Origin of the sequence: Streptomyces clavuligerus, assembly GCF_005519465.1 — a bacterium.
Taxonomy (GTDB): domain Bacteria; phylum Actinomycetota; class Actinomycetes; order Streptomycetales; family Streptomycetaceae; genus Streptomyces; species Streptomyces clavuligerus.
The window spans coordinates 4,679,963-4,699,868 of the sequence record NZ_CP027858.1; the positions used below are offsets into that span (position 1 = coordinate 4,679,963).

Annotated in this window: 15 protein-coding genes, 2 tRNA genes and 1 pseudogene; 17 read left to right on the top strand and 1 reads right to left on the bottom strand. The window is 72.8% G+C overall.

Features of this window, described 5'->3' with window-relative positions; translation table 11 throughout:
- The first annotated feature begins 329 nt into the window (after positions 1–329).
- The 4 genes from CRV15_RS37900 to CRV15_RS19670 all read left to right on the top strand — a co-directional run bounded on the left by CRV15_RS37900 (position 330) and on the right by CRV15_RS19670 (position 4,668).
- A complete protein-coding gene (locus CRV15_RS37900) occupies positions 330–932 on the top strand; it encodes a hypothetical protein (protein ID WP_372461441.1) in 603 nt (200 codons plus the stop codon).
- Between the two features lie 339 nt (positions 933–1,271).
- Positions 1,272–2,564: a glutamate-5-semialdehyde dehydrogenase gene (locus CRV15_RS19660; RefSeq protein WP_009996193.1), complete on the top strand. Its 1,293-nt coding sequence runs from the start codon at positions 1,272–1,274 to the stop codon at positions 2,562–2,564.
- A 215-nt stretch (positions 2,565–2,779) separates the two neighbouring features.
- On the top strand, positions 2,780–3,355 hold the full coding sequence (locus CRV15_RS19665; protein WP_009996191.1) for an SCO2584 family spore wall biosynthesis protein: 576 nt from the start codon (positions 2,780–2,782) through the stop codon (positions 3,353–3,355).
- 71 nt (positions 3,356–3,426) lie between these two features.
- On the top strand, positions 3,427–4,668 hold the full coding sequence (locus tag CRV15_RS19670; RefSeq protein WP_003958735.1) for an SCO2583 family membrane protein: 1,242 nt from the start codon (positions 3,427–3,429) through the stop codon (positions 4,666–4,668).
- A gap of 135 nt (positions 4,669–4,803) precedes the next feature.
- On the opposite strand, the gene CRV15_RS19675 is transcribed toward CRV15_RS19670, so the two are convergent.
- The gene (locus tag CRV15_RS19675; protein WP_003958736.1) at positions 4,804–5,883 is read right to left on the bottom strand and encodes a M48 family metallopeptidase; all 1,080 of its coding nucleotides are present in this window, start codon (positions 5,881–5,883) and stop codon (positions 4,804–4,806) included.
- Between the two features lie 297 nt (positions 5,884–6,180).
- Here CRV15_RS19675 and CRV15_RS35980 point away from each other — a divergent pair, with 297 nt between their 5' ends.
- The 13 genes and pseudogenes from CRV15_RS35980 to CRV15_RS19740 all read left to right on the top strand — a co-directional run.
- Positions 6,181–6,339, top strand: coding sequence for a hypothetical protein (locus CRV15_RS35980; protein ID WP_009996189.1), 159 nt, complete (start codon positions 6,181–6,183; stop codon positions 6,337–6,339).
- Between the two features lie 50 nt (positions 6,340–6,389).
- Positions 6,390–7,013, top strand: a complete 624-nt coding sequence (nadD, locus tag CRV15_RS19680) for a nicotinate-nucleotide adenylyltransferase (protein ID WP_029182919.1) — start codon at positions 6,390–6,392, stop codon at positions 7,011–7,013.
- 19 nt (positions 7,014–7,032) lie between these two features.
- Positions 7,033–8,595: an LCP family protein gene (locus CRV15_RS19685; RefSeq protein WP_003958740.1), complete on the top strand. Its 1,563-nt coding sequence runs from the start codon at positions 7,033–7,035 to the stop codon at positions 8,593–8,595.
- Positions 8,596–8,807: 212 nt separating this feature from the next.
- Positions 8,808–9,254: a ribosome silencing factor gene (rsfS, locus tag CRV15_RS19690; RefSeq protein WP_003958742.1), complete on the top strand. Its 447-nt coding sequence runs from the start codon at positions 8,808–8,810 to the stop codon at positions 9,252–9,254.
- The gene (locus tag CRV15_RS19695; protein WP_003958743.1) at positions 9,251–9,907 is read left to right on the top strand and encodes a histidine phosphatase family protein; all 657 of its coding nucleotides are present in this window, start codon (positions 9,251–9,253) and stop codon (positions 9,905–9,907) included. The genes rsfS and CRV15_RS19695 overlap by 4 nt, the downstream gene beginning before the upstream one ends.
- A gap of 217 nt (positions 9,908–10,124) precedes the next feature.
- Positions 10,125–10,197 (top strand) — tRNA-Ala (locus CRV15_RS19700).
- Positions 10,198–10,467: 270 nt separating this feature from the next.
- Positions 10,468–10,701 (top strand): hypothetical protein, encoded by a 234-nt coding sequence (locus tag CRV15_RS19705; RefSeq protein ID WP_003958744.1) that lies wholly within the window; start codon positions 10,468–10,470, stop codon positions 10,699–10,701.
- A 174-nt stretch (positions 10,702–10,875) separates the two neighbouring features.
- Positions 10,876–10,948 (top strand) — tRNA-Ala (locus CRV15_RS19710).
- Positions 10,949–11,268: 320 nt separating this feature from the next.
- Positions 11,269–14,133, top strand: coding sequence for a leucine--tRNA ligase (leuS, locus tag CRV15_RS19720; RefSeq protein ID WP_003960439.1), 2,865 nt, complete (start codon positions 11,269–11,271; stop codon positions 14,131–14,133).
- 203 nt (positions 14,134–14,336) lie between these two features.
- Positions 14,337–15,125 (top strand): hypothetical protein, encoded by a 789-nt coding sequence (locus CRV15_RS19725; RefSeq protein ID WP_029182918.1) that lies wholly within the window; start codon positions 14,337–14,339, stop codon positions 15,123–15,125.
- A 140-nt stretch (positions 15,126–15,265) separates the two neighbouring features.
- The gene (locus CRV15_RS19730) at positions 15,266–16,111 is read left to right on the top strand and encodes a DegV family protein (RefSeq protein ID WP_003958747.1); all 846 of its coding nucleotides are present in this window, start codon (positions 15,266–15,268) and stop codon (positions 16,109–16,111) included.
- A 238-nt stretch (positions 16,112–16,349) separates the two neighbouring features.
- Positions 16,350–17,363 (top strand): ComEA family DNA-binding protein, encoded by a 1,014-nt coding sequence (locus tag CRV15_RS36325; RefSeq protein ID WP_003960436.1) that lies wholly within the window; start codon positions 16,350–16,352, stop codon positions 17,361–17,363.
- Positions 17,360–19,897, top strand: a pseudogene (locus tag CRV15_RS19740) (ComEC/Rec2 family competence protein); the annotation flags it as partial. The gene CRV15_RS36325 and the pseudogene CRV15_RS19740, both read left to right, overlap by 4 nt.
- Between the last annotated feature and the right edge of the window lie 9 nt (positions 19,898–19,906).

The following is a 19,906-nucleotide window of genomic DNA, read 5'->3' on the forward strand; positions in this document are numbered from 1 at the left end:
CCAAAAGCCCCCCACGGTCGGTCCGGGGCTGGTCAACTTTGTTGCGGGGGGATGACGGGGTACAGCACGACGACCATGCAAACAGGAGGCCGCCGGTGAGACGAGCGCGCCCAGGGGATGTGCCCCGAGGGAACGGGGTCGTCCCGCACATCCGCAGGCCGGCGGGGGAGACCACCCGCAGGACCGCGGGGGACACCCGCAGGACAAAGGGCGAACAGCCCCGCAGAACGGCGGCCGAGGCCGTGCGCAGGGCAGCGGGCGAGGAGAGGACGCTCAGGGCCGTCGAAGCAGTCACCGGCGCCGACGACACCGCCGCTGTCGCCGACGACATCAACGTCATCGATATCGACAGCGGGTCCGGGACGGCGGGTGAGGGCGCCGAAGCCCCGGGCGGAGCGGAACCCGTCGGTCCGTACGGTCTCGGCGGCGTCGGCCCGCGCGGCGTCGGCCCGCGTGGAAGCGGCCCGCGCGGAGGCGGCTTCCGGGCCGCGGGCCGGGACACGGGCCAGGAACCGCCGGCCGGACCGGGAACGGGCGAGCCCCGGAGCACCCCACAGAACGAGACCGACCCCACCGACGAGAACCGGACACCGTCGAAGCTGTGGCACATCACCCTCAGCGTCTCCGGGGAGGAAGCCCCGCTGAAGGAGGTGCGGCGCGGCCTCGAACAGCTGGCACACGACCACCCGTTCCTGCTGACCAGCCGCTACGCCAACGACCACGCAGAGATCCGCTACTGGGAGGAGGCCCAGGACCTGCACGACGCGGCGGCCGTGGCGCTCCGGCTCTGGGGCGAGCACCGCTCCACCGCCAAGCTGCCGCCGTGGAAGATCGTGGGACTGGAGGTCATCGACCGCCAGACCTACCACCAGCGGATCGCGGAGGGCTACGGCCCGCCACCCGCGTCCCCGGTGGGAGTCCACCCTTTCTGACCCTTCTGAACCCTTCGCCCGCCCGGCCCCGTGCCGACCGCACCACCGGAGTGGTCGCGGACGGCACGGGCCGGGTGACCGTGCGACGGCACGTGACCGGACGGCCGGTGATCGAACGGCACATGACCGGACGGCACATGACCGGACGGCGGGTGATCGAACGGCACCCGACCGGAAGGCCGGGGCCGCCCGTGCCAGGGCGGGTGCCGCAGGTGCTCCGGGTGCCCCTGAGCGGCCCGGGCTCCGGCGGGGCCCGCTCCGTGGGCATTCCGTCTCGCAGTACGGGACGGACCGCCCATCGGGGCCGGGCTCCCCGGCAGGCGCACTACCCTGCGGGGTATGACCAGCGCCACGTCGCCCACGCCGCACGACACCCTCTCCCCGGTCACCGAGGCCGCCCGGCGGGCCCGCACCGCCGCCGCCGACATCGCACCGCTGCCGCGCTCGGCGAAGGACGCGGCGCTGCTGGCGATGGCCGACGCCCTGGAGGCCCGTGCCGACGAGATCCTCGCCGCCAACGCGGAGGACGTCACCCGTGCGAGGGAAGCGGGCACCAGCGAGTCGATCATCGACCGGCTCACCCTCACCCCCGAGCGGATCGGCGCCATCGCCGCCGATGTCCGCCACGTGGCCGCCCTGCCCGACCCCGTGGGCGAGGTCGTCCGGGGCTCCACCCTCCCCAACGGCATCGACCTCCGGCAGATCCGGGTCCCCCTCGGCGTGGTCGGCATCATCTACGAGGCCCGCCCCAACGTCACCGCCGACGCCGCCGCCCTCTGCCTCAAGTCCGGCAACGCCGTCCTGCTCCGGGGCTCGTCCTCCGCCTACTCCTCCAACACCGCCCTGGTCGCCGTGGTGCGCGACGCCGTCGCCACCGCGGGCCTTCCCGCCGACGCGATCCAGCTCGTCCCCGGCGAGTCCCGCGAGTCCGTGCAGGAACTGATGCGGGCCCGCGGACTCGTCGACGTCCTCATCCCCCGCGGCGGCGCCGGACTCATCCGCACCGTGGTCGAACAGTCCACCGTCCCCGTCATCGAGACCGGCACCGGCAACTGCCATGTCTACGTCGACGCCCGCGCCGACCTCGACATGGCCGTCGACATCCTGATCAACTCCAAGGCCCAGCGCCCCAGCGTCTGCAACGCCGCCGAGACCCTGCTCGTCCACCAGGACATCGCCGACGCCTTCCTCCCCCGGGCCCTGGACGCCCTCGCGGACGCCGGAGTCACCGTCCACGCCGACGACCGGGTCCGCGCCCACGCCACGGCCACCAAGGCGACCGTCGTCGAGGCCACCCCCGAGGACTGGGAGACCGAGTACCTGTCGTACGACATCGCCGCGGCCGTCGTCGACTCGCTCGACGACGCCGTCGCCCACATCCGCCGCTGGTCCTCGGGCCACACCGAGGCGATCGTCACCACCTCCCAGGCCGCGGCCCGCCGCTTCACCCAACTGGTCGACTCCACCACCGTCGCCGTGAACGCCTCCACCCGCTTCACGGACGGCGGCCAGTTCGGCTTCGGCGCCGAGATCGGCATCTCCACCCAGAAGCTCCACGCCCGGGGTCCGATGGGTCTGCCCGAGCTGACCTCCACCAAGTACATCGTGACGGGCGACGGCCACACCCGCTGACCCTCTGATCCCGCTGCCTCCGGGGCCGGCAGGGGCCGGGCGGCCGGTCACCGACACCGGAAAGAGGCGCCGGGGGGGAGGGGGCCCCTCCCCCCCCGGCCCCCCACCCCGCCCCCGCCCACCTCGCTCCACCCGCACCCCTCCACCCCGTCCCCACCCCCGCCGGATTCCGTCCCGCACTGCCCAAACCCCCCGGCCGGGTCTACTCTGATTCCGTGCCGGACGACGTGGGGGGCAGGCCGTTCCCGGACGGCTGGGAGCCCGACGACGACCGCGGAGGCGCGGACGAGGACTTCGCCTCCGTGGTGTTCGACGAGGACTTCGTCAGGGCCGCCACGATCCACGAGCCCACCGCGGTGGAACGCCTTCTCGCCGCCGCCCAGGCCCGTGCCGAGGCCGAGGCCCGTGCCGCCGGAGCGGCCATGGGGGTCCACGACGACATCTACGACGGCCGTGACCGGGTTCTCGGCGGCGCCGAAGACGACTTGGCGGACCTCGACCCGTACGGCCCCCACGGCGGGACCCTGCGCCCCTATCGGAGCAGCGCCCGCTGGCACCGGCCGGTCGCCTGGGTGCTGGCTCTGCTGATGGGCATCGGGATGGTGGCTCTGGCCTTCGCCGCCGTCTACCGGGGGGCCTCCGGCAGCCGTGAGAGTCAGGTGCCGTCCCCCGCTCCCACCGGTGTCGACGCCACCGTGCCCCCGGGGGCGGCCCCCGTCGACCCGGTCACTCCCACAGCCCCGTCGGTGCGCTCCGGACCCCCGGTAGCGGCCGACCCGAGCGCCCCCTGACACCCCCTTGCTCCCCCATATGCCCTGGGTCGTCACGTTTATCGCGGCCCCGGAGAACCAACCCTCAAGGTATGACTGGTCGTAGAGACCCGCCCGAAGGAACCCCCGACGGTCTCCCCGACGGCGGCGAGGACGAGTACAGGTCCATCGTCTTCGATGAATCGTTCGTACAGGCGGCACGGCTCCAGGAGTACTCCGCCCTGGAACGGCTCGACGGGCACACCCGTGCCGTTCGCACCCTCCCCTCCCGTGCGCCGAGGTCCGGCTCCCTGCCGACCCTGTTCGTCGTCGGGCTGCTCTCCCTGCTGATCGCCCTGGTCTTCGGCACCGCCGTCTATCTCGGCATCCATCCCTCCCTCGCCCCCGGACCGGCCGTGCGGCCCGCCCCGCTGCGCATCACCGTGATCCCTCTCGCTCCGCAGGGCCCCGTCCCCGGGGGTGCCCCTGCCGATCTCCACGCCCGCGGCCCCGCCGCGCACTTCCGTGCCGGTGCGGCCGGCATCGGCCTGCCCGGTGCCCGCCGCACCGAGAACTTCTCCACCGGCCAGGTGCTGGCCGCTCTCACCATCGCCAAGGACTACCTGGTGGAGTCCTCACTCAACCCCGATGTCCTCACGGGCGGCGCGGTCCGCCCCGTACGGCTGCTCCTCGATCCCGAGCAGCATCAGCAGTTCGACCGCAGCATGACCGCCCCCGTGCCCGACGGCCGCCACGCGGCCACCGGATGGCTCGTCCGCTACGACCCCGCCCGGGTCTCCCTCGCCGATCCCGCGGTCAGGGTGCGCGGCACACTGACCGTCACCGAGACGGGCTCCGGTGCCCTGGAGGTGATGTCCGACCACACCTTCGTCTACGCCCTCCGCCCTGCGGCCGCGGGCCCGGAGGGCCGCACCGGACAGGGGCTGTCCGGGGACGCGGACCGTCCGGCTTCCGGCGCGGGCCCGGCCATCGGCGCCGCCGGTGCGGCCGGGGGACGGCTGGTCCCGCCAGGCGCCGGAGTGAGTGGAGCGGGGCGGATCGACGATGCCTCGCTCTTCACCGTCCGGCGGGAGCTGCACTTCCGCTTCGACCGGGACGACCTGGACCGCCGCCGTGCGGAACTGTTCTCCAGCCGTGTCCAGGCGGGGCCGCACAACTGCTCCACCGACACGTCCGGCGTGCTGCGCCCGCTGCTGGCCGGTCAGCGTGCCGTGACGGGTCTCCCGGCTGTCACCGACCCCTACGCCCCGGAGGGCGCTCCCGCAGCTCTCTGCGGCTCTCTCGCCCCCGCGGCCCAGCCGAGTGCCCCGGCCGGCTCCGGGGCCCGCCCCTGACGGCCATGACCGCCCCGGTGGGCCCCGGCGTGGCTCCGGCTGTCAGGCTCTGCCGGGGCGCCGTCCCCCGTGAGGCCGCAGGGACGGACGGGACCGGCGGAGCCGGGGGCTCCGTCGCTCCCGGGGCCCAGGGCCTCAGGCGTCGCCGCCGGTACCTCCCTTGCCCTCCCCGCCCTTGGCGCCGTCGCCGCTGCCGCCGCCCGTGAACTTGTCGCGCAGCCGTCCCCCCAGGTCGCCCGCGCCACCGGCTATGTCACCGACCAGTTTCATCAGCGGATCTTTGCTGGTGCGCACTGTGTCGGCGTAGTGCGAGGCCGTCTCCCGGAAGGAGTCGGTGACAGAGGTGTCCTGGTCCTCCGACCGCCGCGGGTAGTGACCGTCCATGATCCGCTGGTAGTCGCGGCTCTCGGCCCACTTCTTCAGCTCCGCCGCGCGGACCGTGGTGAAGGGGTGCGAGCGCGGCAGCACATTCAGGATCTTCAGTACGGAGTCGCGGAGGTCGCCCGCCTTCTCGTACTCGTCGGCCTGGCGCAGGAACGCGTCGACGTTCATCTCATGGAGGTGGTTGCCCCCGGCTATCTTCATCAGCCCCCGCATCGAGGCCTGGAGATCCTGGCCCACCAGCAGCCCCGCCCGGTCCGCGGACAGCTCCGACTTGCGGAACCACTCCCGCAGCGCGGTGACGATCGCCATGATCGCCACATTGCCCAGCGGAATCCAGGCGACCTTCAGCGCCAGATTGGTCAGGAACAGCAGGATCGTGCGGTAGACGGAGTGACCCGAGAGGGCGTGGCCCACCTCGTGCCCCACGACCGCCCGCATCTCCTCCTCGTCCAGCAGCTCCACCAGACCGGTGGTGACCACGATGATCGGTTCGTCGAGGCCGATGCACATGGCGTTGGGGCGGGGGTCCTGCGTGACATACATCGCGGGGACCTTCTCCAGGTCCAGGATGTAGCAGGCCTCCCTCAGCATGGAGTTGAGGTGCGCGAACTGCTCATCGCCCACCCGCACCGAGTCGGAGAGGAAGAGCAGCCGCAGGCTGCGCTCGGGCAGCAGCCCGCTCATGGCCTTGAAGACGGTGTCGAAGCCGGTGAGTTTGCGCAGGGCGACCAGCGCGGAGCGGTCCGCGGGGTGCTCGTACGCCCGTGAGGAGATGCCCGGGAAGCGCTTGCGCTGCCTGCTCGGCACGTTGATCTGGCTGCTTTCGGACATTCATGCCCCCTGTAAACCGGTTGATACGTCGTGCGTGGGTGCTGTCGATCCGTATCCGATCCGGAGTCGCCCCCTGACGGATCTCAGCGTAGGTGGTGGAATCGCCGGGCGCGGAGCCTGTGGATAACCTGGAAAGGGAGGTGTCCCCACCCCTGGCCCGGCGGTGCGGCACCGCTGGAACGGCGCCTTGATCCTCACAACGCCTGAGTCGGCGTGAGCGTGCCCGAGGGTGCCGCATACGATGTGGGCGAAGTCTCTCCGCTTCTGTTCCTCCGATTCGATAAGGGCCCGCCGAAGATGAGCCTCACCAGCACCTCAGCCAACCTGGTCACTCTCGCCGAGGGCGACAAGGCGCTCAACCACCCCAGCCTTGAGCCGCTGGTCACCGGCGGTGGAGCGCTGATCGCGCTGCTCCTGCTGCTGTGGATCACCGTGAGCTTCAACCGCGACCGCTGAACGGGGCGGCCGGGGCGCACCGCGCGACTGTGTCAGTAGGCTCTGCACGCATGGGAGAGCAGGAAGTGCCGAGGGGTTCCGGCGGCGGCCGGCGGCGGCTCGGGGTGATGGGCGGGACGTTCGACCCGGTCCACCACGGCCACCTGGTGGCCGCGAGCGAGGTGGCCGCCCTGTTCCATCTGGACGAGGTGGTGTTCGTTCCCACCGGGCAGCCGTGGCAGAAGACCCACAAGGCCGTGTCGCCCGCCGAGGACCGCTATCTGATGACGGTCATCGCCACGGCCTCCAATCCGCAGTTCTCGGTCAGCCGGATCGACATCGACCGTCCGGGGCCGACGTACACCATCGACACACTGCGGGATCTGCACGCCCTCAACGAGGACGCGGATCTGTTCTTCATCACCGGGGCGGACGCGCTCTCGCAGATCCTCGGCTGGCGTGACGCGACCGAGCTGTTCTCCCTGGCCCACTTCATCGGGGTGACCCGGCCGGGTCACGACCTGACGGACGACGGGCTGCCCGAGGGCAAGGTGTCGCTGGTGGAGGTCCCGGCGCTGGCGATCTCGTCCACCGATTGCCGCGCCCGGGTCGCCAAGGACGATCCCGTCTGGTATTTGGTGCCCGACGGTGTGGTGCGCTACATCGACAAGCGCCAGTTGTACCGCGGCACATGAGCCGTGGAGAGGGGCATCGGTGAACGACCAGCAGAACCCGTACGACCCGTATTACCCGCAGCCGCGGCTCATCGGCTACGACGAGTACGGGCAGCCGGTCTACGAGCAGCCCCCGCAGTACGACCCGTACGCGTACCAGAGCTATGAGCAGGGCGGGTCGTTCCCCCCGCAGCCGCAGCCGCAGCCGGCCGTGCCGTACGAGCAGCCGTATCCGCATCCGCCGTCGCCGTTCCCGCAGTACCCCGAGGGCACCGGCGGAGCACCGGCCCCGGCTCCCGCCCCGCAGGTGTTCACCGTGCCGGACCAGCGCGGGCCCTCGGCGGACGGCGGCGAGTACCGCACCGGGCAGTTCTCGTTCATCGAGGAGCAGGACGAGACGTCGGAAGACGTCATCGACTGGCTGAAGTTCACCGAGAGCCGCTCCGAGCGGCGGGAGGAGGCCCGGCGCCGCGGGCGCAACCGGGTCATCGCCCTCGTGGCCGTCGTCGTCCTGCTGCTCGCGGGCGGCGCCGGTTATCTCTGGTACTCGGGCGGTCTGCCCGGCGGTTCCGAGGACAGCCCCGCGGGTACGGCCGCAGCCGGGCCGCAGAAGCGGGACCTCATCGTGGTGCATCTGCACAACACCAAGAAGAAGGGCACGTCGACAGCGCTCCTCGTGGCCAATTCCACGACCCGTCAGGGTGCCACCGTGCTGCTGCCCAACGCCCTGTCCGTCACCCGCGACGACGGCACCGGCACCACTCTCGGTGCCTCCGTCGACGAGGACGGGTCCGACGGCACCCGTGAGGCCGTCGGCGCCCTGCTCGGCGCCGAGATCACCGGAACCTGGCGGCTCGACACCCCCTTCCTGGAGAACCTGGTCGAACTGGTCGGCGGTGTCGACCTCACCACCGACACGGCCGTCCCGGCTCCCAAGGGCGGTGACCCCCTCGTCCGCAAGGGTGAGAACCAGACACTCAACGGGAGAGCCGCCGTCGCCTACGCCACTCACCGGGGCACCGGCGAGGCAGAGACCGCTCAGCTCCAGCGGTTCGGCCAGATCATGCAGGCGGTCCTGCGCAAGCTCCCGAGCGATGCGAAATCGGCCACGGTCACCGTCGAGACCCTGGGCCAGATCCTCGACCCCTCCCTCACCGAGAGCGCCCTGGGCGCGTCCCTCGCCACGCTCTCCGAGTACGCCAAGGGCGGCGACTACCGCACCGAGCTGCTTCCCGTTCAGCAGGACGGCGGCCTCACCGCCGACGCGGTGGACGCGGTCGTCAAGGACGTCCTCGGCGGCTCGGTCGCCACGCCGGACAAGGACGCGGCCCTCCGGGTGGAGATCCGCAACGCCACCGGACAGCCGTCGGTCTCCGAGCGCGCCCGGGTTCTGCTGGTCAACGGCGGATATTCGGTCACCGACAGCAAAACGGCCGATCCCGCGGCCACCTCCGAGGTCAGCTACGGCGAAGAGGCCCGCAGGGCGGACGCCGTGGAGGTCGCCAAGACCCTGGGACTCCCGGAAAGCGCCGTACGGCAGACGGACCGGGCAGCGGGCAGCGCGGTCGCCGTGGTGCTCGGCCAGGACTTCCCCACCGGCTGACGAAGCGCGGCCCCCGGCTCGGACCGGGGGCCGCCGCCGGGCTCCCGGCCGGGTCCCGAGCCGGTGTGCGGGCGCGGTCCACACCCTGTCCCACCCCCGCTGAACAGGGAGAACGGCATGTCGATCAGTGGGGGTGAGGAATCCTGGAGAGGACTGTCGGCGGTACATGAGACCCTGGAGGGGACTATCGGACCGCTGACGAAAGCCTGCTTGTGACCGCTACGGACCGCTCCATCGAGCTTGTCAACCTCGCCGCCCAGGCGGCTGCCGACCGGCTCGCGCACGACATCATCGCGTACGACGTGAGTGATGTGCTGTCGATCACCGACGCCTTCCTGCTCGCATCCGCGCCCAACGACCGCCAGGTCAAGTCCATCGTCGACGAGATCGAGGAGCGGCTGAGCAAGGAGCTGGGCGCCAAGCCGGTGCGCCGGGAAGGCGACCGCGACGCCCGCTGGATCCTGCTCGACTACGTCGACATCGTGGTCCACGTCCAGCACAGTGAGGAGCGGGTCTTCTACGCCCTGGAGCGGCTGTGGAAGGACTGCCCCGAGCTGCCGCTGCCCGAGGACGCCCAGAAGACCCGCGGCAAGGCCCAGGAACACGCCGAGCTCACCGGCAGCACCGGCACCGGCTCCCCGGACGGTGAGTTGAGCTGAACGAGGACGCGTACAAGCGCACCGGCCGCCGCATCGTCCTGTGGCGGCACGGGCAGACCGCATGGAATCTGGACCGCCGTTTCCAGGGCACCACGGACATCCCGCTGACCGAGAGCGGCGTGGCCCAGGCGCGCCGGGCCGCGCGGCTGCTCGCCTCCCTCAAGCCGGACGCGATCATCGCCTCCGACCTCAAGCGGGCCTCGGCCACCGCCGTCGAACTGTCCGAGCTGACCGGTCTGCCCGTGGTCTACGACGAGGCTCTGCGCGAGACGTACGCGGGGGTCTGGCAGGGGCTGACCCACGAGGAGATCAAGCAGCGGTACGAGGAGCAGTACACCGCGTGGAAGCGGGGTGAGCCCGTGCGGCGCGGCGGCGGTGAGCTGGAGACCGAGGTCGCCGACCGGGCCGCCCCGGTGGTGCTGCGCCACATCGAGCGCCTCCCGGAGGACGGCACCCTGGTGGTGGCGAGCCATGGCGGCACGATCCGCACCACGATCGGGCGGCTCCTCGGTCTGGAACCGCGGCACTGGGAGAGCCTCGGCGGGCTCTCCAACTGCTGCTGGTCGGTCCTGGGCGAGGGCGCGCGGGGCTGGCGTCTCCTGGAGCACAACGCCGGCACCCTCCCGGAGCCGGTCCTCGGCGACGACGACTGACCCGGTCGGGCACCGCACAGACCAGGGCGGACCCCCGTCCGGACGCAGCACAGGCCCTCGTCCGGGTGCCGGGGGCGGCCGTGCGGTGACGGTCCGCGGGGCCGCCGGGCACCACCCCGGCGGCCCGGTCCGGGCGCCCCGACCGCCGGATTTCACTTTTCGGCAGGTCACAGGCTAAAGTTCTTCTTGTTCGCAGCGCAGAGCGCGAAGAACGCAAGGGGCTATAGCTCAGTTGGTAGAGCGCTTGCATGGCATGCAAGAGGTCAGGAGTTCAATTCTCCTTAGCTCCACAGAACGCATCACGCCGATCCCGTCCTCGCAAGAGGGCGGGATTTCGCGTTTGAGGAGGGAATGTCGTGTCAACGCCGCTGACCTCGGACCCTTGCCGTGGCAGAATCGGACGGCCGGACTGGACCATCCGGCCAGGACGGGGGGAGGGCGTGATGACCGTCCTCCTGAGCTGCCCGTCCTGCGGCTCGGTGAATGTCGCCCAGGTCCTCGGCGACAACGGCGGGGTTACTTACGTGTGCACGTCATGCGGTCACAGCTGGAGCTGAGTGATGGGGGCACACAGGCGTAAGTGCGACTGGTGCGGCAGCGGCACGCCCATCGTCCGGGACATGGAACCTCTCAACCCCGAGTACCAGTACTGGTGCGAGGAGTGCGCGCGGGCGCTGATCATAAAAGGCGACCCGATCGAGACCTATCGGGAACTGGAGGGCGAGCCGATCTACGGCCGCCTCCTGGACGAGCACTGCACGCTCAAACGCTTCTACTCCTTCGCCACCGCGTGAACACTCGCCCGCTCGCTAACGGGCATCCCATGGCAAACCGACCCGAACGGGTATGCCTGCTCACCCCTCTCCCGGGGGCGGGGGAGCGGATTTGGTGAAGCGCGGGGGGCAGGGTTAATGTTGTCCACGTCGCCGCAACGGGGAGGAAAAACCGGGGCGGAGGACATCTCGCAAGGGGCTATAGCTCAGTTGGTAGAGCGCTTGCATGGCATGCAAGAGGTCAGGAGTTCAATTCTCCTTAGCTCCACAGGAAACAGGCGGCGGCTCACCCGATCGGGTGAGCCGCCGCTTCTGTCTGCTCCCGGCCCGTCCGCGCCCCGTCGCCCCGTCCGCCCCCCGGGCCGTCCCGGCGCCCGTTCCTGAGCGCTGGAACCGCCCCTGCGGTACCCTGGCGCCATGCGTGCCGTACGCCTTCTGCTTAGCGAGCCGCGCTGATCAGTCCCGACGAACGGACGACGGTCCGGTCGGAATCAGCGCGGCGTCCCCTCCTGTGCGAGGGGTCCTTTTGTTTGTGGGCCCTGCCGCTGTGAACCGCTGGCAGAGACGATCGATGGAGCCTTAAGGATCATGAGCGAGACGAATTCCGCTGCCTCCGCTGCCGAGGTGGCCGCGCCCCACCGCTACACGGCCGCGCTGGCCGCCGAGATCGAGGCACGCTGGCAGGACTTCTGGGAGGCCGACGGCACCTACGAGGCCCCGAACCCGAGCGGCGATCTCGCCGGGGACCCGGCCGTGGCGGCCCGTCCCAAGAAGTTCGTGATGGACATGTTCCCCTATCCCTCCGGCGCCGGTCTGCACGTCGGTCACCCCCTGGGGTACATCGCCACCGATGTCTACGCCCGCCACCAGCGCATGACCGGCCACAACGTGCTCCACACGCTGGGCTTCGACGCCTTCGGCCTGCCCGCGGAGCAGCACGCCGTCGCCACCGGGGTACACCCCCGGGTGTCCACCGAGGACGCCATGGCGAACATGAAGCGCCAGCTCCGCCGCTTGGGCCTGGGCCACGACCAGCGCCGCTCGATCGCCACGATCGACCCCGAGTACTACCGCTGGACGCAGTGGATCTTCCTCCAGATCTTCAACTCCTGGTACGACACCGAGGCCGGCCGCGCGCGCCCCGTCGCCGAGCTGGTGGAGCAGTTCGAGAGCAGCGAACGGGCCCTCCCGGACGGACGCGCCTGGAGCGAACTGAGCGCCGTCGAGCGCGCCGACGTGCTGGGCGGGTACCGGCTGGCGTACGCCGCCGACGCCCCCGTCAACTGGTGCCCCGGCCTGGGCACGGTGCTGGCCAATGAGGAGGTCACCGCCGACGGCCGGTCCGAGCGCGGCAACTTCCCGGTCTTCAAGGCCAACCTGCGCCAGTGGAACATGCGCATCACCGCCTACGCCGACCGCCTGCTGGCGGACCTGGACGCCCTGGACTGGCCCGAGGCCATCAAGCTCCAGCAGCGCAACTGGATCGGCCGCTCCGAGGGCGCGCGGGTCGAGTTCCGGGTCGACGGCCACGACGACGCCCGGATCACCGTCTTCACCACCCGTCCCGACACCGTGTTCGGCGCGACCTACATGGTCCTGGCCCCCGAGCACGACCTGATCGACTCCGTGCTGCCCGCCGAATGGCCCCAGGGCGTCAAGGAGGCATGGACCTCGGGCGCGGGCACCCCCGCCGAGGCCGTCTCCGCGTACCGCAAGCAGGCCCAGACCAAGAGCGACGTCGAGCGGCAGACCGAGCACAAGAACAAGACCGGTGTCTTCACCGGCGCGTACGCCGTCAACCCGGTCACCGGCACTCGAATCCCGGTCTTCGTCGCCGACTACGTCCTCATGGGCTACGGCACCGGCGCGATCATGGCCGTCCCCGGCCAGGACGAGCGCGACTGGGAGTTCGCCGAGGCGTTCGGGCTGCCGATCGTCCGCACCGTGCAGCCGCCCCAGGGCTGGGAGGGCGAGGCGTACACCGGCCAGGGCCCGGCCATCAACTCCTCCAACGACGAGATCTCCCTGGACGGCCTGGGCGTCGACGAGGCCAAGTCCCGCATCATCCGGTGGATGACCGAGCGCGGCATCGGCGAGGGCACGATCAACTACCGGCTGCGTGACTGGCTGTTCAGCCGCCAGCGGTACTGGGGCGAGCCCTTCCCGGTCGTCTACGACGAGGACGGCATCGCGCACGCCCTGCCGGAGTCGATGCTTCCGCTGGAGCTGCCCGACATCGACGACTACTCGCCGCGCACCTTCGACCCCGACGACGCCGACAGCCGCCCCGAGCCGCCGCTCTCCCGCAACGAGGAGTGGGTCGAGGTCACCCTCGACCTGGGCGACGGTCCCCGCACCTACCGGCGGGAGACCAACACCATGCCCAACTGGGCCGGGTCCTGCTGGTACGAGCTGCGCTACCTGGACCCGCACAACAGCGAGAAGCTGGTCGACCCGGGCATCGAGCAGTACTGGATGGGCCCCCGCGAGGGCATGCCGCACGGCGGTGTCGACCTGTACGTGGGCGGCGCGGAGCACGCCGTACTGCATCTGCTGTACGCGCGGTTCTGGTCCAAGGTGCTGTTCGACCTGGGGCACATCTCCTCCCCGGAGCCGTTCCACAAGCTGTTCAACCAGGGCATGATCCAGGCGTATGTCTACCGGGACAGCCGAGGCTTCGCGGTGCCCGCCGCCGAGGTCGAGGAGCGCGAGGACGGCACGTTCGTCTACGCCGGTGAGCCGGTCAAGCGCGAGCTGGGCAAGATGGGCAAGTCCCTGAAGAACGCCGTCACGCCCGACGAGATCGCCGCCGAGTACGGTGCGGACACCCTGCGTCTGTACGAGATGGCCATGGGCCCCCTGGACGTCTCGCGGCCCTGGGACACCCGTGCCGTGGTCGGCCAGTACCGACTGCTCCAGCGGCTGTGGCGCAACGTCGTCGACGAGTCGACCGGCGCGGTCACGGTCGTCGACGGCGAGCCCGACGAGGCCACGCTGCGCGCCCTGCACAAGGCGATCGACGGCGTCGGACAGGACCTGGCGGCCCTGCGCTTCAATACCGCCATCGCCAAGCTCACCGAGCTGAACAACCACCTGACCAAGACTGGCGGCCCGCTCCCCCGGGCCGTGGCCGAGCCGCTGGTGCTGCTCATCGCCCCGCTGGCTCCGCACATCGCCGAGGAGCTGTGGCGCCGCCTGGGCCACCAGGACTCCGTGGTCCACCGGTCCTTCCCGGTCGCCGACCCTGCCTATGTTGTGGACGAGTCCGTGACCTGCGTGGTTCAGGTCAAGGGCAAGATCAAGGCGCGGATCGAGGTGGCCCCGTCGATCTCCGACGAGGAGCTGGAGGCGCTGGCGCTGGCCGACCCGGCGGTGGTCGCGGCCCTCGGTGGCGCCGGGATCCGCAAGGTGATCGTGCGGGCGCCGAAGCTGGTGAACATCGTCCCGGCCTAGCCGGACACCGGGTGCGGGCGCCGCCGTCCGCACCCGGAGAGCACGGAGGAGTATTCCTCAAAGGCAGGTTGGGGGTTCTCGATGGAACCCTCGGCCCGCCCACTCCGTTTACGGTGGAGAAGAACACCGGGAAGACCGGCGGGACGGACACCCCGCCGGACGGAGCGGGCCGGACCGGAGCAGCCGACGCCGAAGGGGCGCCCATGGAAGTCGTGATCACGCTGGTCGTGCTGCTGCTCTTCGCCCTCCTGGCCCTGGGCGCCTACGCCACCTCCAAGGCCGTCAAGGCCGCCAAGCGGGGCGTGGAACGGACGGTCACCCAGGCGCAGCGGGCGCGGCGCACCGTCGAGGACACCGCCCTGCGGGCCAAGAGCTATGGTCAGGGCGGCCCGGCCGCCGAGCTGGCCCAGCTCCGGCTGAAGCTGCGGACGTCGATGCGCGCCACCCAGGACGCCCTGCACGCGGGGGCGGAGCAGGACGCCTCGCTCTCCGAGTCCATCGCCCTCTTCGAGCGGCTGAGCACGCACGGCCACGAGCTGGACGAGGAGCTGAAGCGGCTGGAGCGGGAGCCCGACCGGGCGGCTGTCTCCTCGCGGCTGCCCGAGCTGAAGGAGCGCACCGAGCGGATCGTGCACTCGGCGGAGTCCCTGCGCTGGGCGGCCCGTGACCGGGCACAGAAGTTCGCGGACGACGAGCTGGACCTGCTCAGCGCGGAGATCGACATGGAGGCGGGCGCGCTGCGGCACTGGTCCGCCGCGGAGACCGGTGCCGACCCCGCGGAGGGTCCGCCCGGCCGGTCGGCCGGTACGGCGGACGGCGGCCCGGCCGCGGCGGGAACGGGTGGCACGGCGGGCCAGGACCGGCCGGAGCCCGGTGCGGCGGACGGTACGGGGGAGCCGCGTGCCATCACCGCGTCCGACCCGCAGCAGCGGATGACCTACTCCTGGGAGAAGGCCACCCGGAAGACCACCCGCCCGGAGACCACGAACTGACTCCCGCACGGTGTGCGGGCAGATGACGACGGTTGCTCCCGGGCAGGTCAGAGCCGCCCTCCGGGTGTTTCCCGGCCAGGGAAGACCACAGGTCGGGAGCGGGCTGCCGTCCGGAGCCCGGGACCGGTAACCTCCCGCTCATGTCCCGCCATGTCGCGATCGTCACCGATTCCACGGCCTATCTGCCGCCGCCGGCGATGGAGCGCCACGGCATCGAGGCGGTGCCCCTGACCGTCGTCCTCGGTGACCGGGCGCTGGAGGACGGCACGGAGACGGCCTCCCGTGCCCTGGCCCTGGCCCTGCAGAAGCGGCGGCCGGTCACGACCTCCCGGCCCAGCCCCGAGACCTTCGCCGCCGTCTACCGGGCCCGGGCGGAGGCGGGGGCGACGGGCATCGTCTCGCTGCATCTGTCGGCGGAGATCTCCGGGACCTACGATGCCGCCGTGCTGGCCGCCCGGGAGGCTCCCGTGCCGGTACGGGTGGTGGACACCGGGATGGTCGCCATGGCCCTCGGCTTCTGCGCCCTGGCGGCGGCGGAGACCGCGGACGCGGGCGGAACCCTGGACGAGGCGGTCGCGGCGGCCGAGAAACGCGCCGCGAACACCTCCGCCTACTTCTATGTCGACACTCTGGAGCATCTGCGGCGCGGCGGCAGGATCGGTGCCGCGCGGGCCCTGCTCGGATCGGCGCTCGCGGTCAAGCCCCTGCTGCAACTGGACGGCGGCCGGATCGAGTTGTTGGAGAAGGTCCGCACCGCGTCCCGGGCCATCGCCCGGCTGGAGGAGATCGCCGCCGAGCGGGCGGGTACGAGCGCGGTGGACATCGCCGTGCACCATCTCGCCTCGGCCGAGCGGGCCGACGCCCTCGCCGACCGGCTGCGACAGCGGGTCCCCGGGCTGATCGAGCTGCACGTCAGCGAGGTGGGCGCGGTGATCGGCGCGCACACGGGGCCCGGTCTGCTCGGGGCTGTGATCTCCCCGCGCTGAGACGGCCGCTCGCCGGTCCGGGACTCCGATCGCCCGTGCCGGGCACCCTGATGCGCCCCGCGGCGTCCCTGTGTCGCGTCCCCGTCCTGCCCCTGGTGCGCCGAACGCGGGCGGGCGGGTGCTCCACGGCCCGGAAACACCACCCGTACGAGTGGCCGGGTTATCCACAACGGGACGGTTGTCCACCGGAATCGACGCGGCTCAGCGGGTTCGGACGGATGTGCCTACCGTCCTGTCCATGGCTCTACGAACACGTACCGCAACGAGTGGGCCGGGCCGCGCCCCGGTGTCCGACAGCCGTTCCCGCGTCCGGCGGGGCGCGGGTCCGGGTCCCGGGAGAAGCCGTGCCCCGGCCCGTCCGGCGCTACGCGTACGGGGAGGGCACCGGCCCGCCGTGGCGGTCGCGAGGCCGGTACGGCGGCCCCGGGAGACCGACGCCGCCGTGCGGGACGCGGCGGCGGTCTCCCGGGCCCGGGCCGGACGCCTGACCGCCTGGACCGGCCCCTTACCGGGCGGGGGAGGGGCCCGGGAGCCGGACGGCCGGGAAGCGGCCCCGGGCGGGGTGCGGCGGCGGCCGGGGCCCGCGCCGGGGGAGCGGCTGCCGTTGTGGTTCCGGCTCCGCTGCGGGCTCGCGCCCCGGACCCTCGCCGCGCTCTCCGTCGTCCTGGTGGCCGCTGTCGTTCTCGCCGCCCACCACTTCCTGACCGGCCGCCCCGAGGAGGTGCGCGCCCCGGAGACCGTCCGGCAGGGTGCGTCCGTCCCGGCCCCGCGGCCCCTGCCTCCTCCGCTGCCCCCGGCGGAACGGGCGGGAGCCCGGGTCGTCATCGATGTCAGCGGCAAGGTCAGAAGGCCGGGGGTGCTGCGGCTGCCCACCGGGTCCCGGGTCGCCGACGCGCTCGCCGCGGCCGGAGGCGTCGTCCGCGGGACGGATGTGACGGGGCTCAACCGGGCGCGCGTCCTCACCGACGGTGAGCATGTCGTGGTGGGCGCCCCGCCTCCGCCACCCCAGCCACCGGGTCACGGCCCGGTGGTGGGCGGCGTGGGCGGCGCGCAGCCGACGGCCCCGCTGAGCCTCGCCACGGCCACCGTGGAGCAACTCGACGCGCTGCCGGGTGTCGGCCCGGTGCTCGCCCGCCACATCGTCGACCACCGCACCCGGCACGGAGGCTTCCGCTCGGTCGACCAGCTCCGTGAGGTGCGGGGGATCGGTGACCGCCGCTTCGCGGACCTCCGCCCGCTGGTCCGCCCATGACGTCCGTGACCACCGGGGGGAGCCGTGCGGAGCACCGGGTGCCGGAGTCGGCCCCGGACGGGGCGGACCGGCGCCGGGAGGGGCTGGCCGATCTGCGGCTGGTGCCACCGGCGCTGGCCGCCTGGGCCGGGTCGGCGCTGGCCCTGGACGCCCCGGGCCGGTGGACGGCCGCCGTGGTCCTGCTCTGCACCGGGGTGGCCCCGGCCGTCGTGGCGTTCGTCGCCGTCCGGGCCGCCCGGTCCCGGTCCCGGCGGTGGGGGAGGACGCGGCACGGCGGTGTCGCGGTGGCCGGGGCGCTGCTGTGCTTCGCGGCGGGCGCGGCCACCGGTGGGCTGCACGGTGCCGATCTGCGGCGGGGACCGGTGCCCGGGCTCGCCGAGCGCTACGCCACCGCCACGGTGGAGCTGACCCTCACCTCCGACGCCCGGCGGACGGTACCCCGGGTGCGCGGGGACCGCATGGCCCCGACGGCCCTGCTGTTCGATGCCGAAGCGACCCGGGTGACCACCGGGGACGGCACGGCCACCCGGACCCGGACGCCGGTACGGGTCGTGGTGCGGCCCGGCACCCGTGCCGCGCCGGACCGGTGGGAGGGGCTGCTGCCCTCGACGCGGCTCCGGCTGACGGGCCGCCTCGCCCCGCCCCTGCACGGCGCCGACCGGTACGCCGCCGACCTGCGGGTCCAGGGCGGCGCCCCGGAGGTCGTCGGAGGCCCGACCGCGGTGCAGCGCGGGGCGGGAGAGCTGCGGGCGGGACTGCGCGAGGCGTCGGACGGGCTCGCCCCGGACGCCCGCGCCCTGCTCCCCGGGCTGGTCGTCGGGGACACCTCACGGATCACCCCGGAGCTGCGGGAGGTCTTCCAGGCCACGGACCTCACCCATCTCCTGGCCGTCTCCGGGAGCAATCTCACGGTGGTCCTGATGCTGCTGATCGGGCCGCCGGGCAGGGCCGTGCGGGCCGAGCGGGGCGGTCTCGCGCCCCGGCTGGGTCTCTCCCTGCGCGGGACGGCCCTGACCGGCGGAGCCCTGACGCTGGCGTTCGTCGTCGTGTGCCGACCGGAGCCGAGTGTGCTGCGGGCCGCGGCCTGCGGGGCGATCGCCCTGCTCGCGATCGGCACCGGCCGCCGCAGATCGCTCCTTCCCGCGCTGGCAGCCGCTGTGCTGCTGCTGGTGCTCCTCCTGCCCGGCCTCGCCCGGAGCCCCGGATTCCTGCTCTCCGTTCTCGCCACCGGCGCGCTGCTCACCGTCGCTCCCCGCTGGAGCGGGGCGCTGCGGCGGCGGGGGGTGCCGCCGAGACTCGCGGAGGCCCTGGCGGCGGCCGGGGCGGCGCAGGTGGTGTGCGCGCCGGTGGTGGTCGCCCTCGCGGGCCGGGTCAGCCTGGTGGCGATCCCGTGCAATCTGGCCGCCGAGGTGGCGGTGGCTCCTGCCACCGTCCTCGGGTTCGCGGCGCTCGTGGCGGCTCCGCTGGCGATGCCGGTGGCGGAGTTGCTGGCCGGCGCGGCGGGGTGGCCCACCGGGTGGGTCGCCTCGGTGGCCCGGTTCGGGGCCTCGCTGCCGGGAGCCTGGTTCGACTGGCCCGACGGCCTCGACGGCGGGCTGCTCCTGGCCGGTGCGCTCGTGCCGCTGCTGTTCCTCCTGCGGGCCCTGGGCCGCCGTCCCTGGGCGGCCGCCGTCTGCGCGCTGCTGCTCCTGCTCGTGGTGGTCCGCCCGGCGCCGCTGACCCGGGTGCTCACGGGATGGCCGCCGCCGGGCTGGGCCGTCGCGGTGTGCGATGTCGGGCAGGGAGACGCCACGGTGCTGGCGGCGGGGGACGGGACGGGGCGCGGGGTGCTCGTGGACGCGGGCCCCGAGCCCGGGCCGGTCGACCGCTGTCTGCGGGAGCTGGGCGTCACCCGGGTGCCCCTCGTCGTGCTGACCCACTTTCACGCGGACCATGTCCGCGGGCTCCCCGGGGTGTTCCGGGGCCGCGAGGTGGGTGCCGTGCAGACGACGACGCTGGACGAGCCGCCCGAGCAGAGTGCCTTCGTCCGCCGGACGGCGGGAGCGGCGGGAGTGCCCCTGCTCAGGGCGGTGCCCGGCGAGCGCCGCAGATTGGGGCGGCTCGACTGGCAGGTCCTCTGGCCCCCGGCCGGACCCCCGTGGGCGGCCACGACGGCGGACGGGTACGCCGAGGAGCCCGGGTCCGGGGCCAACGACGCCAGTGTGACCCTCCTGGTGCGTGTCGCGGGCGGCCCCACACTGCTGCTGCCCGGAGATCTCGAACCACCGGCCCAGCGCGGTCTGCTGCTGGCGCATCCGGCGCTGCCCCCGGTGGACGTGCTGAAGGTGGCGCACCACGGCTCCGCCCATCAGCACCCCGGTCTGCTGCGGGCGGTGCGGCCGAGGCTCGCCCTGATCTCCGCGGGCCGGGACAACCTCTACGGGCATCCGGCGCCGAGCACCGTCGGCGCACTCCGCGACGCGGGCGCCCTGGTGCTCCGTACCGACCGGCACGGGGCGATCGCGGTCACGGGCACGGGCCCCCGGCTGCGGGCGCATGTCCGC